Genomic DNA, 21,259 nt, shown 5'->3' with positions numbered 1-21,259 from the left:
GGGCAAGAATGCGTATTCGATCCTTTGGTGAGGATAGTGTTTCGGTCAAGCTTTCATTCGCACAAGCGTCGTTGATTCGCGAATGCTTGTCCCTCGCGATTGACATACCTGGCGAAGATCGTATGGTGAAACTCTATGTGGGCAGCTCAAGGGCGGAGTTGGAAAGTGTTAGAGTGCTGGTGGCCCGAATTCCACAGAATGCGTCAGGTGAATGCGTCTTCGTGTATCCACAACTCCATGCCATTTACGCCAGCATTGCCCACGCAGTAGTGGGGTTGCCGTCGGAAGAAGATTTTCACATTCGGACGGGATTCTATCGTGAGAACGCCATCGCTCTGGCCAGATCAATGAGGCTCTCTGTTTTCGAGCTCCTGCGCTCGGATTCGTCTCAGTCGAAAGAGGGCTAGAGGCCCTCTCGGGCAGGGGTTTTTCTGTCTCTCTGGCTGTGGCGTGACCAACCCGTGGCCAACGGCCGAGTGGACGTCCTCGTCAGACCGCGAAAGGTCTCCGACATGTGCAGTCGGTGCGCGCCGTTCGTCAGCGTGCCGGCCTCTCTTGACGGTCCGTGATCCGTCTGTGTGGCGTTGGTACGGTTTGAAGCCGTCGAGAGCCAGTTGGACATGCTTGCGCGTGCCGCCGCGGAGTGAATGACTTCGCCGTCCGTACGATGAGCTCGCTCTTGGTGATTCGTCTTAGCGGTCGCCCAGCAGGGCGAAGGCGAAGGCCAGTCGGCGGTCGATCCAACCGACTCGGACCGTCACTGACTTGCTGCCCTGCGAGACCATGACCACCTTGCCGTCCGATCGCCATTCGAGTGTTCGCTCGCGTGACTCGGAATGGTCGCTCTCCTCCGCGCCCAGAGAGGTCACCGCCGATTTGAGTGCGCCGAAGACGACCTTGCTGACGCCGTTCTCCACGATGTCTTTGGTGTCTCCGCTGGCCCACTGGTTGCGGCCGATGATTTCGGGGTGGCCGACCTGTTCCATCCGCCAGGTGTGTTTGAACATCCGCTTGGTGGGTGGAATGCGGGTAATGGTGCCGATGAGTTCGCCCTGTGCGTCGATGACGCGGTGCTGGCGCTCGCCGTCGGTTTCCGCTGCGCTGTCCAGGGCGCAGAGCAGCCGTTCGCCCGCCTCGTCCTCATACAGGCACGGTCCCGTGACGCCGGGTGGGGTGGAGGCCGCGGCGGGTGCGCAGTACGCGCACGGCGCGTACACCCGGTAGTTCTTCCCACCGGACGGGACGCGGATGGCCCGCGGGCCGCGCACGGAGCGCTTCCGGTGCGGGGCCACGGGGCGCTCCACGCCGCCGATCGTGAATTCCCCGACGTTCTTCCAGTCGACGGCCGGGACCGGAGGTTCCTTCCCGTCCGCACCCTTGCCGAACGCCACTGCGATCCCCTCCCGCTTTCCCCTTACCGGCCATCCCGCGAACGAAGCTGCGTCGCCCCGCCGGTGGGCGGGGACGGCCGGCTTCCGTACGGCATGCTGTCACAGGTGTGTGGGGAGGGTGTCGCCAGTGGGAGTCGCGTATCCATGCGGTGGAAGCTCCCTCCCGAGCAGCTAACTATCGTCTCGACTATGCGACGCCCTTCGGACCCGCGAATGCAGCGGTTACGGCAGTGAATGCGTACGTGGATATGGGGAAGCCGGGTAGGACACTGAGCCACGCCAAGGGGATTTCGAGTGTGGCTGGCATTCCGTCTACCGGGCGTGCTCGGCACCACCTGGATTTTGCTCTCGCCTACGCGAAAATGAATCGCGACTTTGCGGCGACGAGGGCCCTGCTCGTTGCCGAGCGAACAGCCCTGATGTCCGACTAGGACGTGGTGTCCTACCTGGGCTGAGTGCTCACACGTCCTGTCCCTCGGTCAGGACTCTACCGCGAGAACGCCATCGTGCCAGCCAGATCAATGGGTTCCACTGTTCCCGAACTTTTGCTCCCGGAGCCTTCTCAGTCGAAAGAGGAAGAGAGAGGATCGGCAGGTCCGAGGGAGCCCGCCCCCGTCAGATTCGGAGGCGGGCCGTTTGCATTCTTCCTGGGGGAGAGCGGCTTCTGCATTACCTGCCGGCGGATCTACGGGCAGGCTGCCGGCGTTTCGATGCGTACGCCGGTGACGACGCCGCTCCCACCGAAGAGGAACTTATGATTCGGATCCAAGCACACGAACTGGATCGAACCCTTGACGGTATAGCGGAGAGATACCCGATCGTCGTTTCGCGTGTTCACCACCCAGAAGGATCCGCGGGCGCGGGGCCCAAGGTTCTGGTAGTTCTTCGTGACGTCCTTGTACGAGGCGGTCGGCCGGGAAGCCTCGTAGTCCGCTTCTTTGAGGTAGAAGCAGACTCGGGGGAAGGAGCACCCCTGCATGCTGTCCGCTGAAGTGGTGGGAGCCGTGGCGATCATCGTGCCGAGCAGGACAGCGGTCGCCGCGCAAGCTCCGATGGCTTTCTTCGTTGCCTTCATGGCTGCAACGCTAGGGAATTCCGGGAATGTGGCTAAAGACTCCTTCTGGACAAGGATTGAGTGCGCGCCGGCGCATCCTCCTTCAGGTATTCGTTTCACGATGTCGAGTTTCACTCTGATGTGATTGTTCAGACGTGGCGGTCCGGTTGTCGAACAAAATATTTCGTGGTTGAGTGGCCGCGGTAGCGGCACCTGCCTTCATTTTGCTAGTCGGGACGGGAACGGGCGTTCGTGTTGGGTTCCGGTTGTTCGACTTCTGGGTGCGCAGCGAGCGTTCGCCCTTCATGTCGCTCGCGCCTATTGCGAATAGTGGCAAGTGGCGCATATTCGTCATGGGTAATGACTTAACGGCTTCGGTGCGATGCCCTGGAGGTCCTTACGGCGGCTCGGCGGTGCGTAGGGCCCCTGTTGTGGTCTGTGGCCAGTGCCTGATCTTCTGTTGTCGCACACCGGTGATGACCAGCCGGCCGTACCGACCAGAATCACCGCAAGCCCCACCACGAATTCCACCAGCACCGAAGGACGGGAAGGCCCCCACATGCAGTACGACGCTTCCGGCGGTGGCCGGTACGACCTGTTGGTTGTCGGGTCGGCCAATGTTGATCTCGTGGTTGGTGTGGAGCGTCGGCCCGGGCCGGGGGAGACGGTGCTCGGTTCTGATCTGGCCGTTCATCCGGGTGGCAAGGGGGCCAACCAGGCCCTGGCCGCTGCCAGGCTCGGTGCGCGGGCCGCGCTCCTCGCTCGGGTGGGTGACGATGAGCACGGGCGGCTGTTGTTGGCGAGCCAGCGGGAGGCGGGTGTGGACACCGACGGTGTGCTCGTCGGCGGGGCACCCACGGGTGTCGCCCTGATCACCGTGGACCCCTCGGGTGACAACAGCATCGTCGTCTCCCCGGGGGCCAACGGACGGCTCACCCCCGCGGACGTCCGGGCGGCGGCCCCGCTGTTGGCCGCCGCGCGCGTCGTCTCCCTACAACTGGAAATCCCCCTGGAGACGGTCGCCGAGGTGACACGCGGCCTGGCTCCTGACGCCCGGCTCGTCCTCAACCCGTCCCCGCCGGCCCCGCTCCCCGCCGAGGTGCTGGCCGCCTGCGACCCGCTGGTGGTCAACGAGCACGAGGCGCGGTACGTACTGGGCGCTGCGGCGGGGGACACACCGCAGGACTGGGTACGGGGGCTCCTCGCGCTCGGCCCGCGCTCGGTCGTCACCACGCTCGGCGCGCAGGGGGCCGTGGTGGCCGAAGGGCATGCCGACTCGCTGCACCACCTGCCCAGCCCCCGGGTTGAGGCGGTCGACACGACGGGCGCGGGCGACGCGTTCACCGCGGCCCTGGCCTGGCGCCTCGGCCGCGGCGACGACCTGCGCCGGGCTGCGGCGTTCGCCGTACGGGTGGGGGCGGCGGCGGTCACGGCCCGCGGGGCGCAGGACTCCTTCCCGACGCCGGAGCAGGTCGACGCGGTGTGAGGGGCCCGGGGCGGGTGTGGTGGGTTGGGTTGGTGAGTGGCGGCGTACGGCCTGAGCCAGGGTGACACGCCCGCGCTAGCATCCGGGGTGACACACCCGCCCCCGCACCCGGTTCGGCATACCCGCCCCCGCACCCAGGTCGGCACACCCGCCCCTGTCCCGGGGTGGTGCGCCCGCGCCCGTACCCGGGGTGGCGCACCCGCAGGTTGGCCGATGTGGTGAGGGCTGGTTGAGCCGCCAGTCACGTACGACCCGAGCTAAGGTGACGTAGCTCAACCCGACCCCGTACACAGGTAGTTGATCGGGTCGCAGGCGCGCCCTGGGGACGGTCAGTCGGAGAACAGGGCGTCGAGTAGCTGGAGTTCGGCTCGGGCCTCTGCCTGGCGGGGGCTCTTGTGTTCGGTCAGGGTCTTCAGGGCGGCGTTCAGCGCTGCGCGGGCCGCTGGTAGATCGCCCGTGTGGCGCAGGACGCGGCCGAGTTCGAGGTGGACCGGGCCGCTCCAGGCCGGCATCGCTGAGCCCTCGAAGGCGGCGAGGGCCTTGCGGAGTGGTTCCTCGGCCTGTTGCCACTGGCCGAGGGCCGCGTGGTCGCTGCCGATGTGTTGTAGGGCCGACGCCTGGTAGAGGGCGAGCAGTTCGGGAGACGACCCCGGGATGCCCGCCCGGCAGATCGCGTCGCTGCGGCGGTGGATGGCCAGGGCCTGGTCGGCGTGGCCCTGGTCGCGCAGAACCTCGCCGAGCGCGTTGAGGGTGGTGAGCTCCGCGAGCCGGCCCTGTGGAGTGGTGTTCTCGTGGTGGCAGTCGGCTGCCTCTCGAAACTTGGCAACCGCCTCTTCCGCCCGTCCGAGCCGGCGCAGCGCACCCGCCTCGTAACCCAGCGCCCACCCCATCTGGAGCCGGTCGCCGCTGGTACGGGCGGCGGCGTACGCGGCGCGGGCGGCGGCTGCCGCGGAGTGGTGGTCGTGCACGCACAGGTTGTACGCCCAGGCCAGGTAGTTGAGGTGGGTGGCCTCCTCTCGGGGCGAGCTCAGCGAGCGGGCTGCGTCCGCGGCCCGCTCGAAGACCTCGACCCACAGATCCCAGTGCTGGGTGAGGTCGGAGAACCAGTGCATGGCCTCCGCCGCGTCGACCACCTCCCGGTGCCTCCCGGTGTGGTGGGCGTGGCGCAGCGCGGCGAGCCACTGCGCCGCCTCCGCCTCAAGCCAGGCCCTGGCCCGGTCCCGGCCGCTCGGCGCGGTGGCGGGGTCGGGGTCGCCCCCCGCGGGTTGGTGCTGTTGGGCGTCGAAGTGGAGGCCGGCCGTGGTCGCCCGGGCCAGCATCCAGCGCCCGGCCCGCTCCCGCGCCGCCTCCTCCACCGCGGCGCCGTCCTCATCGGCCACCAGCTCGCCGGCGAACAGCCGTAGCAGGTCGTGGAACCGGTAGCGCTCGACCGCGGCCTCGGTCTGGAGGAGTCCGCGGTCGGTCAACTCCTCCAACCCGAGCTCCGCCGCGCGGACGGTCGTCCCGGCCAGCAGGGCGGCGGTCTCGGCGCTGAAGTCGGGGCCCGCGGCGAGCGCGGAGCGGCGCAGCAGGGTCTGGGTCGCGGGGGCGAGCCGCCGGTAGGAGAGCGCGAAGGCCGCCCGTACCTGAAGGTCGCCGGCCCTGAGCAGATCCAACCTGCTTTCCTCGCCGGCAAGTTGGGTGGCGAGTTTGCGAAGCCGCTCCTGGGGGCGGCTGGCGAGCCGGCCGCCGACGATTCGGATCGCCAGTGGCAGGTGGCCGCACAGGTCGGCCAGGTCGCGGGCGGCCTGTGCCTCGCGGCCGACCCGCTCGGGGCCGATGATGCGCGCCAGGAGTTCCACGGACTCCTCGCGGCGCAGCAGCGGCAGGTCGATCCGGTGCACCGCCTCCAGGCCGATCAGCCCCCGCCGGCTGGTCACCAGGGTCAGCGTTCCGCCGCTGCCGGGCAGCAGCGGACGCACCTGGTCCTCGTCGGCCGCGTTGTCCAGGACGAGCAGCAGCCGGCGGCCGGCGAGCAGCGAGCGCAGTAGGCCGGAGCGGTCCTGGAGGTCGTGCGGGATGGCGTGCTCGGCCACGTCGAGCGCCCGCAACAGGGTGGCCAGCGCGTCCCGGGGGTGCGTGGGTTCCTCGTCCATGCCGCGCAGGTCGAAGAAGAGCTGTCCGTCAGGGAACCGCGGGGCGAGCGCGTGGGCGCTGCGGATGCCGAACGCGGTCTTGCCGAGTCCCGGCTGCCCGGTGACGACGATGACCGGCGGGTACGCGGCGTCCGGCCGTTCCGCCAGCGCGAGCACGTCGGCCAGGGCCTGCCCGCGGGCGGTGAAGTCCCGGGGGTCGCGCGGCAGCGACAGCGGTACGGGAAGGCCGGCCGGGCCCGCCGCCGGGGCCGGGCCTTGTGCGGTGGTGGCCTGTGCGGTGGTGGCCTGCGCCCCGGCGCGGCCCGGCGCCGCCGCCCCCGCCAGGTCGCGCGCCTCGTCGGCGGTCAGCGCCAGCCCGTGGGCCAGGGCCTCGATGGTGCGGCGCTGCGGTCCACGGGTGCGGCCCCGCTCCATGTCGGCCAACGCGCGCACGCTCACGCCCGACGCGTGGGCGAGCTCTTCCTGACTGAACCCGGCCCGGAGCCGGAGCCCGCGCAGGAGCGGCCCGAACGCGTGCGTCGGGGGAGTGGTGCTGTTCACGGGGCCGGCCTTTCTGCGTGGGTGCCGGGGCTGGCACTACCGGTAGAAGTATCCCCAACTGCACTTTTGCCGGTGCTTCCGCCTGGTACCGGCCGTGTCGCCTCGATGGACTGCACCGCGGAATCGCCGGCTGACGGACCTGAGGGGACGGCGTGCCCGCCGCCCGCCGGGCCGCTCCCGATGGGCGCTGTGGTGCGTGCCCGTACTCCCCCGGGTGGGTCGGCCTCGCGCGGTCGCGTCGGCGCATTCCCCATCCGTACGTCCGATGGCCGGGGGCCGATGGCCGATGACCGGGGGCCGGGGGCCGCTGGGCTCGCCCGGGCGTACGGAGCACGCGGGCCCACTAAATGCGGAAGAAGGACAGGGATGGTCATGGGTGGGGTGTTGCGCTGTGCGCTTCTTTAGGCGAGTAGGAGGCCGCCCGCGGGATGCAGAAGGGCGCCGGGGCTGGCTTCTTCCCGTGGCGATGGCGGTGATCTGCTCCGCGGTGGCAGTGGTGGGTGCGCACGACCTGGCCTCGCGCGCCGGCGAACGGAGCGCGCCGGTGAAGAAGGAGCAGGCCAGCCCGGCGGGAATGGGTGGCCGAGAAGGCCAATTCGTGTTGTTCGAGCCGGTCTAGACGACGGCGCACATTTACCAGAAGGGAATCAATATCGTCGCGCACGACACGGGTCTTGTCGTCTCGTACGTGGGACCGCCCGAGCGGAACCCATACGTGGAAGAGGACTGGATCGGCATCTACGAGCACGGGACATTGGACAAGGCGCACCGGAAGGACTGGGACTACATCTGTCCGAACGAACACAACCGTTGTATGTCCTACGGGGCCGCGGCCGTGCCGGCGGGAGATGACGGGCTGCGACCCGCCGCGACCTACACCGTGGCGTACTGGAAGGGGGGCGCGGAGCACCGAACCAGGGGGTGAACACCTCCCGCGCCGCACCCGGCACCTCGGTGTTCCTCAGGGACCCGGGCGAGCAGGAGGACTGACAGCGACTGACCGCGGGGGAGTGGCCCCGGCACGACCCGCCGGGGCCACTCCCGTTGTGCGCCGCAGAGTCTGGGGTGCGGACGGGCGGCCCCGCGGGGTCACCCGCCGTCTGCCGCGGCGGGTCCCACCCTGGTGCGGCGCCCTGTGCGACTCGGCGTTTAGCCAGGCGGGACCCACCCTGGTTCGGCGCTCCGTGCCGCCCGGTGTCCGGCGCGACGGTTCCGCCCTGGTCAGCGCCGCGCGGCAGTCGACTTGAGCGCCGCCCGGAGCCGTACCAGCAGGGTCGCCGCGCGTGCCGCGAACGCCAGCGCGGCGCATACGGAGGCGACCGCCTTCAGCGTGCCGGCCGTGCCCCCGGACAGCTCCCACACCCACGTCGGCGCGACGACCGCGAAGTAGACCAGGGCGGCGAGCAGGGCCCCGGCGACGACGGCGTACGAGATCTCCACGGTGACGGCGTCGCGACGGGCTCGGGGGTCTGCGGCCAAGGGTTGCATGCGGGGAGTCTGCCACCCGCCCGGCGCGCAGGGGCCCTGCACCGACGCGAATCGGCCTGGCGCCCTGCCGACCCCGGTTCCCACCCCCGCGCCACCCGGCGCGAGCACCACGCGCCCCTCGGGCATCGACTGCCCCACGTGCCGCCGGCCCTCCGGCGTCCACCCCACTCCCCACCCGACGCGGCGAATCTTTAGTTCCGCTCCGCACATCACCCGACTCGGGCCCCACACCTTGTGGACGGGGTGTCATACGGCCCCGGTAGGGCCGTGGGCATCCCGCAGGGGGGAACGGAAGGTTCCAGGCGGACATCATCAACTGCCTTGTATTTCAAGGTATTTGGGGGCACAAATGGCTCTTGCGGCGCCCCCCGTGCGGCGTCACATACTCGCCCTGTACGACAACGGTGCGCGAGGTGCTCAAGTGGCCCTCGTGCGAACTGTCTTCATTGGGGGGAAAGTTGCAGAGACGAAGGAAGGCCGGCTGGGCCGCCGGGGTGGCTGCCGCGGCGGCCACCGTACTCGCGGCGGGGTTGACCACCCCGATCGCCGCGGCACAGGAAGGCCCCGCCGCTTCGGCGGGCGCCCCGCAGGCGAAGCACGAGCAGCGGGGCGGGACGGCCCGCACCTGGGTCACCCTCATCACCGGGGACCGGGTCTCGATCAACCCGGACGGGCGCGGGGTGTCCCTTCGGCCGGCCGAAGGCCGCAAGCACGTGCCGCTCCGGGTGGAGCGGTACGGCGGGCATGTGTACGCGATCCCGAGCGACGCGCGACGCCTGATCAACCGGGGCACCCTGGACCGGCGGCTGTTCGACGTCACCGAACTGAGCCGGCCGCAGTACGTGGCGCAGCAGCGCGAGGGGCTGCGGCTCATCGTCGCCTACCGGGGTGAGCGCGCCGCAGCCAGGAACCAGCTCCGTGGCGCCGACGGCGTGCGGCTGCGGCGGACGCTGCCGGTGCTGGGTGCCGACGCGGTGACCGCATCGCCCACGCAGCCCGGGGCCGTCTGGGAGACGCTGACCAACGGGGCGCGGGGCGCGGAGCACCGCACCGCCGCCGCCGGCGTCGCCCGGGTGTGGCTCGACGGTGTCCGCAGGGCCACGCTGGATACGAGCGTGCCGCAGATCGGCGCGCCCACCGCATGGCAGGCCGGCTACGACGGCAAGGGCACCAAGATCGCCGTGCTGGACAGCGGCGTCGACGAAACCCACGCCGACCTGGCGGGCCAGCAGGTCGCGGAGAAGAACTTCTCGGAGGCGGCCGACGCCAAGGACCGGGTGGGCCACGGCACGCACGTGGCCTCCACCGCGGCCGGCACCGGCGCCAAGTCGGGTGGGAAGTACCGGGGCGTCGCCCCCGGCGCCCGGCTCATCGACGGCAAGGTCCTGGACGACGGCGGCTCCGGATGGGACTCCGACATCGTTGCCGGCGCGGAATGGGCGGTGGCCGAGAAGGCCGACGTGATCAACCTCAGCCTCGGTGGACTCGACACGCCCGACCTCGATCCGCTGGAGACGGCGATCAACAAGCTGTCGGCCGAACACGGGACGCTGTTCGCGGTCTCGGCGGGCAACGAGGGCGCGGGAGCCGGCACCGTCGGCTCGCCCGGCAGCGCGGACGCCGCGCTGACCGTGGGCGCCGTCGACAAGAAGGACGCACTGGCCGACTTCTCCAGCAGAGGCCCCCGGGTGGGGGACGGTGCCGTCAAGCCCGATGTGACCGCGCCCGGCGTGGACATCGGCGCCGCCGCGGCGCCCGGCAGCCAGGTGGCGAAGGACGGCACCCCGGTCGCCGACGGCTACGTGGCGATCTCCGGTACGTCCATGGCCGCGCCGCACGTCGCCGGCGCCGCCGCGCTCCTCGCGCAGCAGCACCCCACGTGGACCGGCGCCGAACTCAAGGCCGTACTGACCGGTTCTGCGGTGCCGGGCCCGTACACCCCCTTCGAGCAGGGCGCAGGCCGCATCGACCTGCGCAAGGCGCTCACCCAGACGGTGGTCGCAGAGCCCGTCTCGCTCTCCTTCGGTACGCAGCAGTGGCCGCACGCCGATGACGCGCCGCAGCGCAAGGAACTGACCTACCGCAACCTGGGTGACCAGCCGGTCACCCTGAAGCTCGCGGTGGCGGGCACGGGCCCGGCCGGCAAGCCGGCCCCCGCCGGCTTCTTCACCGCGGCCGACCAGCAGCTCACCGTTCCGGCGCACGCCACGGCGACCACGTCGCTCTCCGTCGACACCCGAATCGGCGGCGACGCGGACGGCGCGTACACCGCGGTGGTGGCCGCGCCGGCGGGCAAGCAGGTTGTGCGGACCGCCGCCGCGGTCGTGCGCGAGGTCGAGTCGTACGAGGTGACCCTCACCCACCTGGGGCGGGACGGGAAGCCCTCGGGGTCCTTCGAGACCGACCTGTTCGGGCTGGCCGGCCTCGGCAAGGGGACGGGCTTCCGGGTCGATGAGACCAGCAAGGAAACGACGGTGCGGGTGCCCAAGGGGAGCTACCTGCTCGACAGTCTTCTGCGCGCCAGCGAAGACAGCTTCGACTGGCTGGTCCAACCCAAGCTGGTCGTCGACAAGGACACGAAGGTGACCCTCGACGCGCGGGTGGCCAGGCAGGTCGAGGTGACGGTTCCGGACCGGAAGGCCGTCGCCGGGGCCGCCACGGTCGACTACGACGTCGCGGACTTCGGCGGCGTGGGCCTGTCGCTGGACTCCTTCAAGCCCCTGCGGATCGCGCACCTCGGCCCTGACCTCCCCGCCGGGGAACTCTCCCAGTGGTTCAGCGCGGGATTCCAGGGTAGCGCCGCGGACACCCTGTACTTCGTGGGGTACGGCGGGCCCACCACGCGGTTGGCGACCGGCTTCGTCCGACACGCCAAGAGCAAGGAACTGGGCAAGATCACCGCCGAGTTGGGCGGATCGGTCCCGGGGCAGAACGGCACGTTCGGGGTGCTCCCCGAACGCGGTGGCCTGGGGATCTACACGCCCGACACGCCGCTGCCCCACCCCGCGACGCTGTACGCCAATGGCAACGGTATGCAGTGGAGCCTCCACTTCTCCCAGTCCGAAAACGAGGAGACGAACGGGGTCTACTACTACTCCGACCCGATCGGGCTGAAGCCCGGAGTGTCCTCGTCGCGGCAGTTCAACGTCGGGGTGTTCGGTCCCAAGGTGGCCGAGTGGGACGGCATCTTCCGGCAGGGCAACACCCTGAGCGGGAGCCTCTCGCTGTTCGCCGACGGTGCGAACCACTCCGGAAACTCGGAGTACGACGCGGCCAAGACCACCCTGTACCGCAACGGCAAACTGGTGGGGACGAACACCGACCCGCTGACCGGCGCGGAATCGTTCAGGGTGCCCGCCGAGGAGGCGAAGTACAAGCTCAGCACGTCGGTCACGCGGAGCAAGGTGGCCAACGTCTCCACCAAGATCGAGGCCGCCTGGACCTTCTCGTCGAAGCAGACCGACAGCGAGGTGGCACTGCCGACCTCGGCGGTCCGCTTCACACCCGCCCTGGCGGTTGACAGCACGTCCAAGGCGGGGGCCACGGTCACCGTTCCCGTCTCGGTGCAGGGCTCGGCCGCCGGTAAGAACCTGAAGTCCCTTGCGGTGTACGTGAGTTATGACGACGGGAAGAAGTGGAAGAAGCTTCCCGTGCGTGCCGGCAAGGTCTCGGTGAAGAACCCGGGCCCGGGCAAGGCGGTCTCGTTCAAGGCGGAGGCTGCTGACAAGCAGGGCAACACGGTCAGCCAGACCATCCACAGCGCCTACCGCACGCGGTAGGGGCAGAGTACTGACCGTACGTCGGTGTGCCGGCCCGTCGGGAGTGAACCCCCGGCGGGCCGGTGTCGTTCCCGGGGGTGTCGCTCGTATGGGCCGGCGTCGTTCGTACGGGGTGGCGGTCGGTGCGTGCGCCCCACCTGCCGACTTGCCCGCCCCGACCCGCCCCGACCCACTCCGCCCGCGACCCGACCCACCCCGCTCCAACCCAGCCTGACTCCGCCCCGCCCCACCCCGCTCCAACCCCGTCCGACTCCGGTCCGACCCGACCCAACCGGTCCGCTAGTCCGTGGCGAGCGTCGCAGTCAGGCGTTCCAGCAGTGAGGCGAGGTGTGCCGCTTCCTCGTCGCTGAGGCCGGCGAGTAGGTGGCGTTGGTTGGTGAGGTGGGCGGCGATCAGGTCGTCGGCCAGGGTGACGCCGTCGGCGGTGAGGGCGATCCGGCGCCCGCGCGAGTCGCTGGCGGCGACGGACCGGCTGACCAGGCCGCGGGCTTCCAGCCGGTCGACCCGCTTGGTGATCGCGCCGGTGGTGACCAGCAGGGTGCGGCTGAGTTCGCCCGCGGGCAGCGCGTAGGGCGCGCCGGAACGGCGCAGCGCCGCGAGGACGTCGAAGTCGCCGTTGCCCAGGTCGGCCGCGGCGAAGGGTGGGCGCAGCCGCTCGTCGAGCAGGCCCGTGAGACGGAAGAGGCGGCCGATGACCAGCATGGGTGTGGCGTCCAGGTCGGGGCGCTCGTGCTTCCACTGGTCGACGATGGCGGCGATGGCGTCGGTCTGCATGGCATTGATTCTATCTTCCATGGAAGCTATCTTTCCCTTCCGTGGAAGATAAATTGTGGATGCGGCCCGCGCCGGCGGAGCCTGCCGCAGGAGTGCGGGAGTTGGCGTACGGGGGTGGCGTGCATGTCATCCGCTGACGTCGAAGAGCCCACGGGTGCCGCGGAACCCGTCGATGCCGGGGCGCCCACCGGGACTGCCGGGCCCATCGACACCCTTGGGCGCACTGACGCTTCCGGGCCCACCGACATCGCCGCGCCCGTACGCCGTCGGCTGATCTCCGCCAGCCTGGTCAGCTCGCTCGGTGACGGCATCTACGTGCCGTTGACGATGCTGTTCGTCCATACGCTCACCGGCCTGTCGCTGACGGCGATCGGCGCCGGCCTGACTACGGCTGGGCTCTGTGCGCTGGCGGTGATGCCGGTCGTGGGCGTGGCCGTCGACCGGTACGGGGCGCGGCCGGTCGTCGTCGCCTCGCTGGTGCTGCGGGCGGTGGGCTTCGCCGGGTACCTCGTCGCCGACTCCTACCCCGCGTTCCTCGCCGTCGCCCTGGTGGTGGCGGTCGGCATGTGGGCGTCGTCCCCCAGCCAGCAGGCGCTGATCGGCGAAGTCGCCGAAGGGGCGGCGCGCGACCGGCTCCTGGCCTGGGACCGCAGCCTGCGCAACGGGGGGATGGGCGCGGGCAGCCTGGCGGCGGCGGGGCTGTTGGCGGTCGGTGGCAGCACCGGCTTCCTCGCCGCCGCGGTGACGCTGGCGGTGCTGTTCGCCCTCGCCGCGGCGCTGGCGGCCGGCATCCCGACCGTACGGTGCGAGAGTGCGCCAGCGGATGCAGCGGATGCGCCGGGTGTGCCGGACGCGGCGGGTGTGGGAAGTCGGCGGGGTGCGGGTGCGGCGGCCGTACGGGGCGTACGTGATGGGCGGGGCATGGCGGGTGGGCGCGGCGCAGGGAACGGGCGGGGCACAGCGGATGGGCTCGACTCGGAGAGTGGGCAGGGCGCAGGGGCTGGGCGCGGCTCGGAGGATGCGCAAGGCGCAAGGCGCGGGGCTGGAGTTCGAGGCAAGCAGGGGTACCGGCAGGTCCTCGCCGATCGGCCGTACCTGCTCATCACCCTTGCCAACTTCCTGATCGCCTTTGGCTACACCACCCAGGCCATGGCCCTGCCCGTCTACCTCACCCGTGACGTCGGGCTGCCCGACGCCCTGGCGGGGGCGGTGTTCGCGCTCAACACCGTGCTGGTCGCGGTGTTGGGTGTGCCCGTCGCGCGGCTCACCCTGCGCGGCAGCCGCCCCCGTACCGCCGCGCTCGGCGCAGCCGTCTTCGCGCTCTCCTTCGTGGCCTTCGCCGTGCTGCCGCACCTGGTCAGCGGCGCGTACGCGCTGGCAGCCACGCTGGCCGTCGCGGTGCTCTACACCGCGGGTGAACTGGTGCACTCCGGGCCCGCGCAGACCCTGTCGGTCCAGGCGGCGCCCGATCGGCTACGCGGGCGCTATCTGTCGGTCTACCAACTGTCGTGGTCGCTGTGCCGCACGGTCGCCCCGCTCCTGCTCGGTCTTCTGCTGGAGGCGGGAAGTTGGCAACTGTGGGCGGTGCTCGCGCTGTTGGTGCTCTCGGGGGCGGTGGCGCTGCTGTGTGCCGGGCCCGGTCTACCGCCGCACGCCAGCGTCGGCGGGGCCGCGCCGGTCGCCGCAGGCGGCGCGGAACACCGGCAGGCGACCCGCCCCGAACCGGTGCGGGAGCGGCCTCGGGCGCGGTCGTAGGGTGGCCGGCGGTTTCCCTGACGGGCGGCTCGGGGGAGCGGTGGGTTGTTTCGCTCGTCTCCCGCGTTCTCCGTCTTCCCACGCTGCCTGGGGCGTCTTCCCACGCCGCCTGAAGCCGACCGGAGCGGACTTGCCGAAGCTGCCGGGAGTCGGTGGTCGCATGGGTATCGTGAGCGGATGAGTGCCGACTTATCGCGTATGTGGATGCCGCGGGCGGTGGTGCCGCAGCCGTTGCGGGCGTGGCTCGGGGTGGTCGTGGGGCTCGCCGTGCTGGTGGTTGCCGCGTTCGGCGTGGGCCATGCCGGTGACGGCGAGCCCGGCGGGGTGGAGGGTCGGCTCTGGCGGGCGGTGAACGGGGTGCAGGGGCCGGGGCAGAGCGTCGCCCACGCCCTGGACTTCTGGGGCGAGCCGGCCGGGGCGGCGGCCCTGCTGGCGGTGGTCGTCGCGGGGTGTCTGCTGCTGCGGCAGCCCCGCGCGGCGGTGTTCGCGGTGGTCGCCACCGCCGCACCGGTGGTGGCGACCAAGCTGCTCAAGCCCGTGGTGGGGCGCACCATCTACGGCGACAACCTGTCCTATCCGAGCGGGCACACCGCCTTCCTCACCGCCGTGGCGCTCGTGGTGGCGCTGCTGGTGAGCGGCCGGCTCGGACTCGGAAGGACGGCCGGCGCGCTCCTGGTCGGCACCCTGGCACTGGTCGCCGGGGCCGCCATGGGGTGGGCGCAGGTCGCCCTCGGCGCGCACTACCCCACCGATGTGCTCGGCGGCTGGTGCACGGCGCTCGCCGTGGTGCCGGCGACCGGGTGGCTGGTCGACGGGGCCGCCGACCGGCTGGTCGGCCGTACGTCCCACCGTACGCCTGGCCGCACGGCCGCTCCCTCGTCCGACCAGCCACCTGCGCGTGCGGCTGACCCCGTGCCCGCCGGCCCGGCCGGCCACCCACCTGCGCGTACGGCCAACCACGCGCCAGCCAACCACCCACCTGCCCCCACACCCACCCGGCCGGCCAACAAACCAGCCGACAAAACAGCCAACAAGCCAGCCGACGACACAGCCGACCAAGCAACCAACCAAGCAATCACCGAAACAGCCAACGCGCCGGCCGATGAAGCCCCCGACGGGCCGGCCGGTGCGTCGACCCGTGCCGATCGGTGAGGTGGTGAGGTCGCCGGCGTCGAGCCGGCAGTGCGGGGCTGACGGGCGGTCAGCCCCTATGCCTGGCGGCGGAAGACCGGCTTGACCGGCCGGCCGGCGAGCCAGGGTGTGGGGTCGCCGGCGTCCAGCGCCTTGCGGTACACCGCGCAGGCCCCGGCCACCACATCGACGGTGTGGTCCACGTCGGCGTCGCTGAGCGCGCTGCTCACCACGAACGACGGGGCCAGCACCCCACCCGCCAACAACTGCCGCAGGAACAGGGTGCGGTACTCCTGCGACGGCTTGCCCGCCTCGTCCAGGGTGGCGAAGACCAGATTGCTGGCCCGGCCGCGGACCACCACGTGGTCGCCGCCGCCCCTGCTGGCCGCGGCGGCCCGGACCCCCGTGGCGAGCCGTTCGCCGCTGGCGTGCAGCCGCGCCGTGACGCCCTCGTCGACGTACGTGTCGAGTACGGCCATCGCGGCAGCCAGCGAGTGCGTCTCGGCGCCGTGCGTGGTGGACAGCAGGAACACCCGGTCGTCGGCGTGCCGCAACCCGCCCCGCTCCATCAACGCCCGGCGCCCCGCGAGCGCCGCGACGGCGAACCCGTTGCCCAGCGCCTTGCCGAACGTGGACAGGTCGGGGACGACCCCGTACAGGCCCTGCGCGCCCGCCTCCGACCAGCGGAATCCGGTGATCATCTCGTCAAAGATCAGGACGCAGCCGTGCCGGTCGGCCAGGGCGCGCAGCCCGGTCAGATAGGCGGCCGTCGGGTCGTTCCCGGCTGATGTGCTGGGGCCGCCGGTGGCGGGGGAGTGTGGTGCCTGGGTGGTCGGTTCCAGGATCAGACAGGCTATCTCGCCCGCGTACCGGGTGAGCAGGGCGTCGACGGCGGCCAGGTCCCCGTACGGGAACGCCACCGTGAGGTCGGTGGTCGCGGTGGGGATGCCGGCCGACATCGGGGTGGTGCCGATGAACCAGTCGTCGGTGGAGAAGAACGGGTGGTCGGCGCAGATCGCCACCCGCGGCCGGCCGGTGACGGCGCGGGCCAGCCGCACCGCCGCGGTGGTGGCGTCCGAGCCGTTCTTCGCGAACTTCACCATCTCGGCCGTCGACACGGTGGCGAGGAACCGCTCCGCGGCCTGCAACTCCACTAGGGAGGGCCGGACGAAGTTGCTGCCCCGGTCGAGTTCGCGCCGCACCGCATCGACCACCCGCGGGTGGGCGTGGCCGAGGCTGACCGACCGCAGCCCCGAGCCGTACTCGACGTAGCGGTTGCCGTCGACGTCCCACACATGGGCGCCGCGGCCGTGGCTGATGATCGGCGCCAGGTCCGCCGGGTACTGGTCATCGCCCTTGGCGTAGGTGTGCGCGCCGCCCGGGACCAGGGCGTGCAGCCGTTCGTTGGCCGCCCGCGACTTGGGCAGGGCGAAGGCGTCGGGGTCCATGGCGACCTCACTTCTCTCGGTGTGCGAGGACCTCGGCGAGGCTCGGCGCCTTCCGGTCCCGGGGGGAGGTCGACGCGGCCGGCAACGGCCAGGCGATGCCGAGTTCCGGATCGTCAAAGGCGATCGTCACGTCCTCGGCCGGGTCGTGCGGGCGGTCGATCCGGTACGAGACGTCCGCCGGGTCGGTCAGCGCCTGGAAGCCGTGCGCGCAGCCCGCCGGCACGTACAGGGACACCTGGCTCGTGCCGGACAGTTCGAAGGACGCCTGGCCCAGATAGGTCGGCGAGTCGGGCCGCAGGTCCACGATGACGTCGAAGACCTGCCCGTACGAGCAGCGCACGAGCTTGGCCTCGCCGGCGCCGGAGCGCAGGTGCAGGCCGCGCAGCACGCCGCGGGCCGAGCGGGAGACGCTGTCCTGCGCGAAGCCGTCGGGGTCGAGGCCCACCGAGCGGAACACCTCGGCGTCGAAGGTGCGGCAGAAGAAGCCGCGTTCGTCGGCGTGGGGTGTGGGTTGGAACAGGTACGCCCCGGCGATCGTCGGGACTTCGGTCACCTTCACGGGGCCTCCCGCAGTGCGTGGGTGGGAACGGGTGCGTGGGTCGTGGCCGGGAACAGGGCCGTGGTCAGGGCGGTGAACTGGCGGGCCAGGCGCCCGGCCGCGTCCCGGTTGCGCTCGGCGATGGTCTGTCGTACCTCGGTCGCGTGCCGCTCCAACTCCCGGAACTGGTGCAGTAGTTGGTCCGCATCCACGTTGCGCGCGGGGTGGCAGTAGGCCGCCAGGCCCCACTGGGCGAGCAGCGTGTCGCTCTTGGCCGCGTAGCTGAGGGCGAGCGTCGGCGTGCCGACCTTCAGGGCGCAGATCAGGTTGTGGTAGCGGGTTGCGACGACCGTGTCGGCAGCCGCCATCTCCCGCATCAGCTCGGCGAGCGAGGTGGTTTCGGCCGCGGTGACCAGTGGCGAGTCCACCGCGGTACGGATCGCCTCCACCACCGGCCGGTCCACGTCGTCGCCGGTGAGCAGCCTGACCGGCCTGCCGTCGGCGACCAGCGCCCGTACGAAGCGGGTCGTGCCCGTCAGGTAGCGCTGGTGGATCTGGTCGGCGTGGGCCCGGTCGTCGTCGCTGCCGTGGAAGGCCATGACGCCGACGCAGACCGTGCCGGCGGTGGGGGGTGTGTCCGTTGTGGCCGCCCCGGCTGGTTTGGCCGCTGTGGCTGTGGCTGTGGCTGTGGTGCCCGGCGTGTCGGCTGTGACCGCCGGGCCGGCCGTGCTCGGCGTGCCTGCCGGGCCCGGCAGTGTGCCCGACCCCGACGTGTCAGGCCCCGCCGTGCCCGGCCCCGACGCGTCAACCCCCGGCGTCGGCAGTGCGAAGGCGAGGTCCGGGTACACCTCGTCGCGGGAGGTGTCCACGCCCATCGCCCGCAGCGCGTCGCGGGACGGCTCGTCCCGGTAGGACCGGTAGCCGGCCAGCCGCGCCGACCAGCGCACCAGGGCCCGCGTCGGCCGGCTGCCGATCGCGGCGGCGCCGACGCCGACCAGTGCAACGCGGGTGCCGAGCAGCCGGCCGCTGGCGCTGAGCAGGAACAGCGCGTATGGGAAGCCCCAGGGCCGCAGCGGCAGGGTGGCTTCGAGCACGCCCATGCCCGGCACGATCACCACCTCGTGCCGGCGCACCCAGGCGGCGGTCCGGTAGGCGTCGACGAGCTTGCCGACGCCCTTGGCCGCCACCGCGCCCGCGCGCGACGCGGTCCGGTACTCGCCGCGGTACCAGTGCAGCCGCGTCGCGGGAATCCCGTACCGCGCCCGCACCGCCTCCGGGCCGCCGCACAGCGCGTCCACCACCGCGTCCGGATGCTCCGCGCGCAGATATCCGAGCACGGCCTCCAGCGAGCCGTCGTTGCCGAGGTTGCCCGAGCCGAGCAGCCCGAACACCCCGACGCGCACCGGAGCCCGGCCCCGCTGTCCCGCAGCCGCCGTCCCTGCCGTCACGGCTGTCGCCCCGTACGGCCCGCGACCAGGGCGTCCACGGAGACCGCGTGCTGGTCGGGGTCGACCGGGGCGCGGTCCTCGACCCGCTCGCCGGCGCCCGGCCGCGCGCGGCTGGTCAGCCACGCCGACAGATGGCGGTAGCAGGCGCGCCGGTCGGCCGGCGACAGCGGGGCCCGCCGGATCGCCGCGACGAAGCCGAGTACGTACTCGGCGAGCAGCCGCGGCGTCGGGTGCAGCGGGCCCGCCCGGCGCGGGTCCAGGTTGACGCACCGGGACCGCTTGGACGGGTTGGCCCGCTCGGCCCTGGTGGGGTGGTCGCGGCGGAAGTACAGCAGCTCCGGCACCTGGTGGAAGGGGCCGTGCAGGCCGATCTCGGCGACGAAGGTGCGGTCCGCGTGGTGGTAGCTGTCGTGTGGCTTGACCCGGCGCAGCACATCGGCCCGGATCACGCCGTAGAAGTCGTCGCCGCCGGGCTCGAACAGCATGCTGCGGAACCGCACCGGCGCCTGCGGCGAGTCGGTGGCCAGCCCGTACGCGTACGGGACCTTCACCCGGCCCTGTTCGTCGATGACCGCCTGGTCGGCGTGGGCGAGGATCACCTCGGGCCGCTCGTCGAGCGCCGTCACGCAGCGCAGCAGCAGGTCCCGGGCGTACAGGTCGTCGTGCGAGGCCCACTTGAACAGCTCGCCCCGGCACTGGGTGAACACGTAGTTGTGGTTCGGGGCGGCGCCGATGTTCCGCGCCAGCCGCAGGTACCGGATGCGCGAGTCCTGCGCGGCGTACCTGCGGCAGATGTCCCGGGTGCCGTCGGTGGACGCGTTGTCGGTGATGACCAACTCGAAGTCCTCGTAGGTCTGGCCGAGCAGCGCATCGAGCGACTCGGCGAGGTACTCCTCGCCGTTGTACACGGGCAGGCCGATGCTGAGCCGCGGAGTGCGGCCTGAGACGGTCATGATGTCCTCACTTCGCGGATGGAACGGTGCTGGTGCTCGCGCAGGGCTGTGTGCAGGTGCAGCCACCACACGGCGGAACTGCTGACGGTGGCGGCGGCCACGCCCCACGCCGAGCCGACCGTGCCGGCCACCGCAGCGCCGCCGAGCCCACCGCCGACGTAGCAGGTGGAGGCGATGAGTTGGCAGCGCAGGCTGTGCCGGGCGGCGGCCAGCGCGCGCAACCCGGCCGAGGCGCCGACGCCCAGGCTTGCGCCCGCCACGCCGAGCGCGGCCGGCACGATGAGCTCGGACGCGGAGTGCCAGACGTCGCCGAGTACGACCTCGCCGGCCCCGTCGGGCACCAGCAGCAGCGCCGCGCCCCACAGCAGCGCGCCGAGCGCCTGCCCGCCGCCGAGCAGCAGGCAGAACAGCCGCAGCCGGTGCGGGGCCTGCCGCAACACCCGGGCCGCCTCCGCGACGGTGACCAGCGACAGGCCCATCAGGACGGCGAGGAAGGGGCCGAGCAGCAGTTCCGAGCCGCGGATCACCCCCACCGCGCCGACCCCGACGATCACCCCGAGCCCGTACGCCCGCAGTTGGGCCGCGCCGCTGACGCCGACGTTCTCGATCAGATAGCGGTAGCCGAGGTCGCGGTGCGCGCGCAGCCAACCGCGCGCGCCCGCGACCTGCGGCCTGATGCCGGACTGGAAACAGCCGTAGCCGGCGGCCACCGCAGCCGCCGCCCCCCAGGCCAGGACGAAGGCGGCCACGTGGCCCACCCGGTCGGCCACCAGCATTGCCGGGATCAGGGCCAGGCCCCCGAGCAGGTCGTTGAGGCACGCCTTGCGCCCGGCGCCGGCGGCGAAGAAGGAGAACCGCCAGGCGTCTTGCAGCAGCAGGCCCGGCAGGACGACGCCGAGCGCGGCGAAGGCCAGCCCCACCCGGCCGCCGACGGCGAGCCCGACCACCGCGCACACCGCGCCGATCGCGCAGCCCACGCCGAGCGCGGTCCCCGACGCCCGGGCGGCAGCCGTACGCCACTGATCGTGCGGCACCCCGCTGAACCGCACCACCAGCGGGTCGGTGGCCAGGCCGCGCGCGACGCCGAGCACCACCCCGTAGGTCACCCAGGCCAGGCTGAACACGCCGAACGCGGTGAGGCCGAGCGCGCGCGCCACGTAGATGCCCACCGCGAAGTTGGTCAGGCTGCACACGGCCTGGTCGGCCAGCCCCCAGGACAGCCGGCCGACGATGGCCCGCTTGGCGGCGGAGCCGGACCCCCGCTGTGTCTTATAAACAACAGCAGCGGCCCACGATACTCCGTGTGTAGATGTCGGGTGTGGGCGTATAAATAAAAAAA

16 protein-coding genes and 1 pseudogene are annotated in these 21,259 nt (G+C 71.6%); 7 read left to right on the top strand and 10 right to left on the bottom strand.

Annotation, left to right across the window (positions count from 1 at the left end; genetic code table 11):
* Positions 1 to 8 precede the first annotated feature (8 nt).
* Positions 9 to 407: a hypothetical protein gene (locus AAHZ94_RS03345; RefSeq protein WP_349990363.1), complete on the top strand. Its 399-nt coding sequence runs from the start codon at positions 9 to 11 to the stop codon at positions 405 to 407.
* Between the two features lie 285 nt (positions 408 to 692).
* Here the strand turns inward: AAHZ94_RS03345 and AAHZ94_RS03340 are convergent, their stop codons facing one another.
* On the bottom strand, positions 693 to 1,391 hold the full coding sequence (locus tag AAHZ94_RS03340; RefSeq protein WP_349990362.1) for a hypothetical protein: 699 nt from the start codon (positions 1,389 to 1,391) through the stop codon (positions 693 to 695).
* A 685-nt stretch (positions 1,392 to 2,076) separates the two neighbouring features.
* Positions 2,077 to 2,466 (bottom strand): hypothetical protein, encoded by a 390-nt coding sequence (locus AAHZ94_RS03335; RefSeq protein ID WP_349990360.1) that lies wholly within the window; start codon positions 2,464 to 2,466, stop codon positions 2,077 to 2,079.
* Between the two features lie 538 nt (positions 2,467 to 3,004).
* On the opposite strand from AAHZ94_RS03335, the gene AAHZ94_RS03330 reads away from it, so the two are divergent.
* Complete coding sequence (locus AAHZ94_RS03330) at positions 3,005 to 3,931, top strand: ribokinase (RefSeq protein WP_349990359.1); 927 nt, start codon at positions 3,005 to 3,007, stop codon at positions 3,929 to 3,931.
* Between the two features lie 329 nt (positions 3,932 to 4,260).
* Here AAHZ94_RS03330 and AAHZ94_RS03325 read toward each other — a convergent pair whose 3' ends face one another.
* The gene (locus tag AAHZ94_RS03325) at positions 4,261 to 6,606 is read right to left on the bottom strand and encodes an ATP-binding protein (protein ID WP_349990358.1); all 2,346 of its coding nucleotides are present in this window, start codon (positions 6,604 to 6,606) and stop codon (positions 4,261 to 4,263) included.
* 466 nt (positions 6,607 to 7,072) lie between these two features.
* On the opposite strand from AAHZ94_RS03325, the gene AAHZ94_RS03320 reads away from it, so the two are divergent.
* On the top strand, positions 7,073 to 7,225 hold the full coding sequence (locus AAHZ94_RS03320) for a hypothetical protein (protein ID WP_349990357.1): 153 nt from the start codon (positions 7,073 to 7,075) through the stop codon (positions 7,223 to 7,225).
* A 96-nt stretch (positions 7,226 to 7,321) separates the two neighbouring features.
* Entirely contained in the window at positions 7,322 to 7,531 is a 210-nt protein-coding gene (locus AAHZ94_RS03315) for a hypothetical protein (RefSeq protein ID WP_349990355.1), read from the top strand.
* Between the two features lie 296 nt (positions 7,532 to 7,827).
* Here AAHZ94_RS03315 and AAHZ94_RS03310 read toward each other — a convergent pair whose 3' ends face one another.
* Positions 7,828 to 8,094, bottom strand: a complete 267-nt coding sequence (locus AAHZ94_RS03310) for a DUF6332 family protein (RefSeq protein WP_349990354.1) — start codon at positions 8,092 to 8,094, stop codon at positions 7,828 to 7,830.
* Positions 8,095 to 8,552: 458 nt separating this feature from the next.
* Here AAHZ94_RS03310 and AAHZ94_RS03305 point away from each other — a divergent pair, with 458 nt between their 5' ends.
* Positions 8,553 to 11,873: a S8 family peptidase gene (locus AAHZ94_RS03305; protein WP_349990352.1), complete on the top strand. Its 3,321-nt coding sequence runs from the start codon at positions 8,553 to 8,555 to the stop codon at positions 11,871 to 11,873.
* 279 nt (positions 11,874 to 12,152) lie between these two features.
* On the opposite strand, the gene AAHZ94_RS03300 is transcribed toward AAHZ94_RS03305, so the two are convergent.
* Positions 12,153 to 12,668, bottom strand: coding sequence for a MarR family winged helix-turn-helix transcriptional regulator (locus AAHZ94_RS03300; RefSeq protein WP_349990350.1), 516 nt, complete (start codon positions 12,666 to 12,668; stop codon positions 12,153 to 12,155).
* A gap of 102 nt (positions 12,669 to 12,770) precedes the next feature.
* Between AAHZ94_RS03300 and AAHZ94_RS03295 the strand changes: the two genes are divergently transcribed.
* The gene (locus tag AAHZ94_RS03295) at positions 12,771 to 14,402 is read left to right on the top strand and encodes an MFS transporter (RefSeq protein ID WP_349990348.1); all 1,632 of its coding nucleotides are present in this window, start codon (positions 12,771 to 12,773) and stop codon (positions 14,400 to 14,402) included.
* Positions 14,403 to 14,600: 198 nt separating this feature from the next.
* Positions 14,601 to 15,242, top strand: a pseudogene (locus AAHZ94_RS03290) (phosphatase PAP2 family protein); the annotation flags it as partial.
* Positions 15,243 to 15,610: 368 nt separating this feature from the next.
* On the opposite strand, the gene AAHZ94_RS03285 reads toward AAHZ94_RS03290, so the two are convergent.
* From AAHZ94_RS03285 to AAHZ94_RS03265, 5 genes are read right to left on the bottom strand one after another with little or no spacing between them, the layout of a single operon-like run.
* Entirely contained in the window at positions 15,611 to 16,981 is a 1,371-nt protein-coding gene (locus AAHZ94_RS03285; protein ID WP_349990346.1) for a glutamate-1-semialdehyde 2,1-aminomutase, read from the bottom strand.
* 7 nt (positions 16,982 to 16,988) lie between these two features.
* Positions 16,989 to 17,540, bottom strand: coding sequence for a dTDP-4-dehydrorhamnose 3,5-epimerase (gene rfbC / locus AAHZ94_RS03280; protein WP_349990344.1), 552 nt, complete (start codon positions 17,538 to 17,540; stop codon positions 16,989 to 16,991).
* Positions 17,537 to 18,967 (bottom strand): polysaccharide pyruvyl transferase family protein, encoded by a 1,431-nt coding sequence (locus AAHZ94_RS03275; RefSeq protein ID WP_349990342.1) that lies wholly within the window; start codon positions 18,965 to 18,967, stop codon positions 17,537 to 17,539. The genes rfbC and AAHZ94_RS03275 overlap by 4 nt, the downstream gene beginning before the upstream one ends.
* Positions 18,964 to 19,920, bottom strand: coding sequence for a glycosyltransferase family 2 protein (locus AAHZ94_RS03270; RefSeq protein ID WP_349990340.1), 957 nt, complete (start codon positions 19,918 to 19,920; stop codon positions 18,964 to 18,966). Before AAHZ94_RS03270 ends, AAHZ94_RS03275 begins: the two co-directional genes overlap by 4 nt.
* Positions 19,917 to 21,152 (bottom strand): MATE family efflux transporter, encoded by a 1,236-nt coding sequence (locus tag AAHZ94_RS03265; RefSeq protein WP_349990375.1) that lies wholly within the window; start codon positions 21,150 to 21,152, stop codon positions 19,917 to 19,919. The genes AAHZ94_RS03270 and AAHZ94_RS03265 overlap by 4 nt, the downstream gene beginning before the upstream one ends.
* Positions 21,153 to 21,259 lie beyond the last annotated feature (107 nt).

The sequence above is a fragment of the Streptomyces sp. HSW2009 genome, from assembly GCF_040240285.1.
Taxonomy (GTDB): domain Bacteria; phylum Actinomycetota; class Actinomycetes; order Streptomycetales; family Streptomycetaceae; genus Streptomyces.
Note: the sequence above shows the minus strand (reverse complement) of the source record. Positions and strands in the feature narration are given on the sequence as shown.

Coding starts and splice junctions, on each gene's coding strand:
- AAHZ94_RS03345 (WP_349990363.1), top strand. CDS start 9: ATGCGTATTCGATCCTTTGGTGAGGATAGTGTTTCGGTCAAGCTTTCA.
- AAHZ94_RS03335 (WP_349990360.1), bottom strand. CDS start 2,466: ATGAAGGCAACGAAGAAAGCCATCGGAGCTTGCGCGGCGACCGCTGTC.
- AAHZ94_RS03330 (WP_349990359.1), top strand. CDS start 3,005: ATGCAGTACGACGCTTCCGGCGGTGGCCGGTACGACCTGTTGGTTGTC.
- AAHZ94_RS03320 (WP_349990357.1), top strand. CDS start 7,073: ATGGCGGTGATCTGCTCCGCGGTGGCAGTGGTGGGTGCGCACGACCTG.
- AAHZ94_RS03310 (WP_349990354.1), bottom strand. CDS start 8,094: ATGCAACCCTTGGCCGCAGACCCCCGAGCCCGTCGCGACGCCGTCACC.
- AAHZ94_RS03300 (WP_349990350.1), bottom strand. CDS start 12,668: ATGGAAGATAGAATCAATGCCATGCAGACCGACGCCATCGCCGCCATC.
- AAHZ94_RS03295 (WP_349990348.1), top strand. CDS start 12,771: ATGTCATCCGCTGACGTCGAAGAGCCCACGGGTGCCGCGGAACCCGTC.
- AAHZ94_RS03285 (WP_349990346.1), bottom strand. CDS start 16,981: ATGGACCCCGACGCCTTCGCCCTGCCCAAGTCGCGGGCGGCCAACGAA.
- AAHZ94_RS03270 (WP_349990340.1), bottom strand. CDS start 19,920: ATGACCGTCTCAGGCCGCACTCCGCGGCTCAGCATCGGCCTGCCCGTG.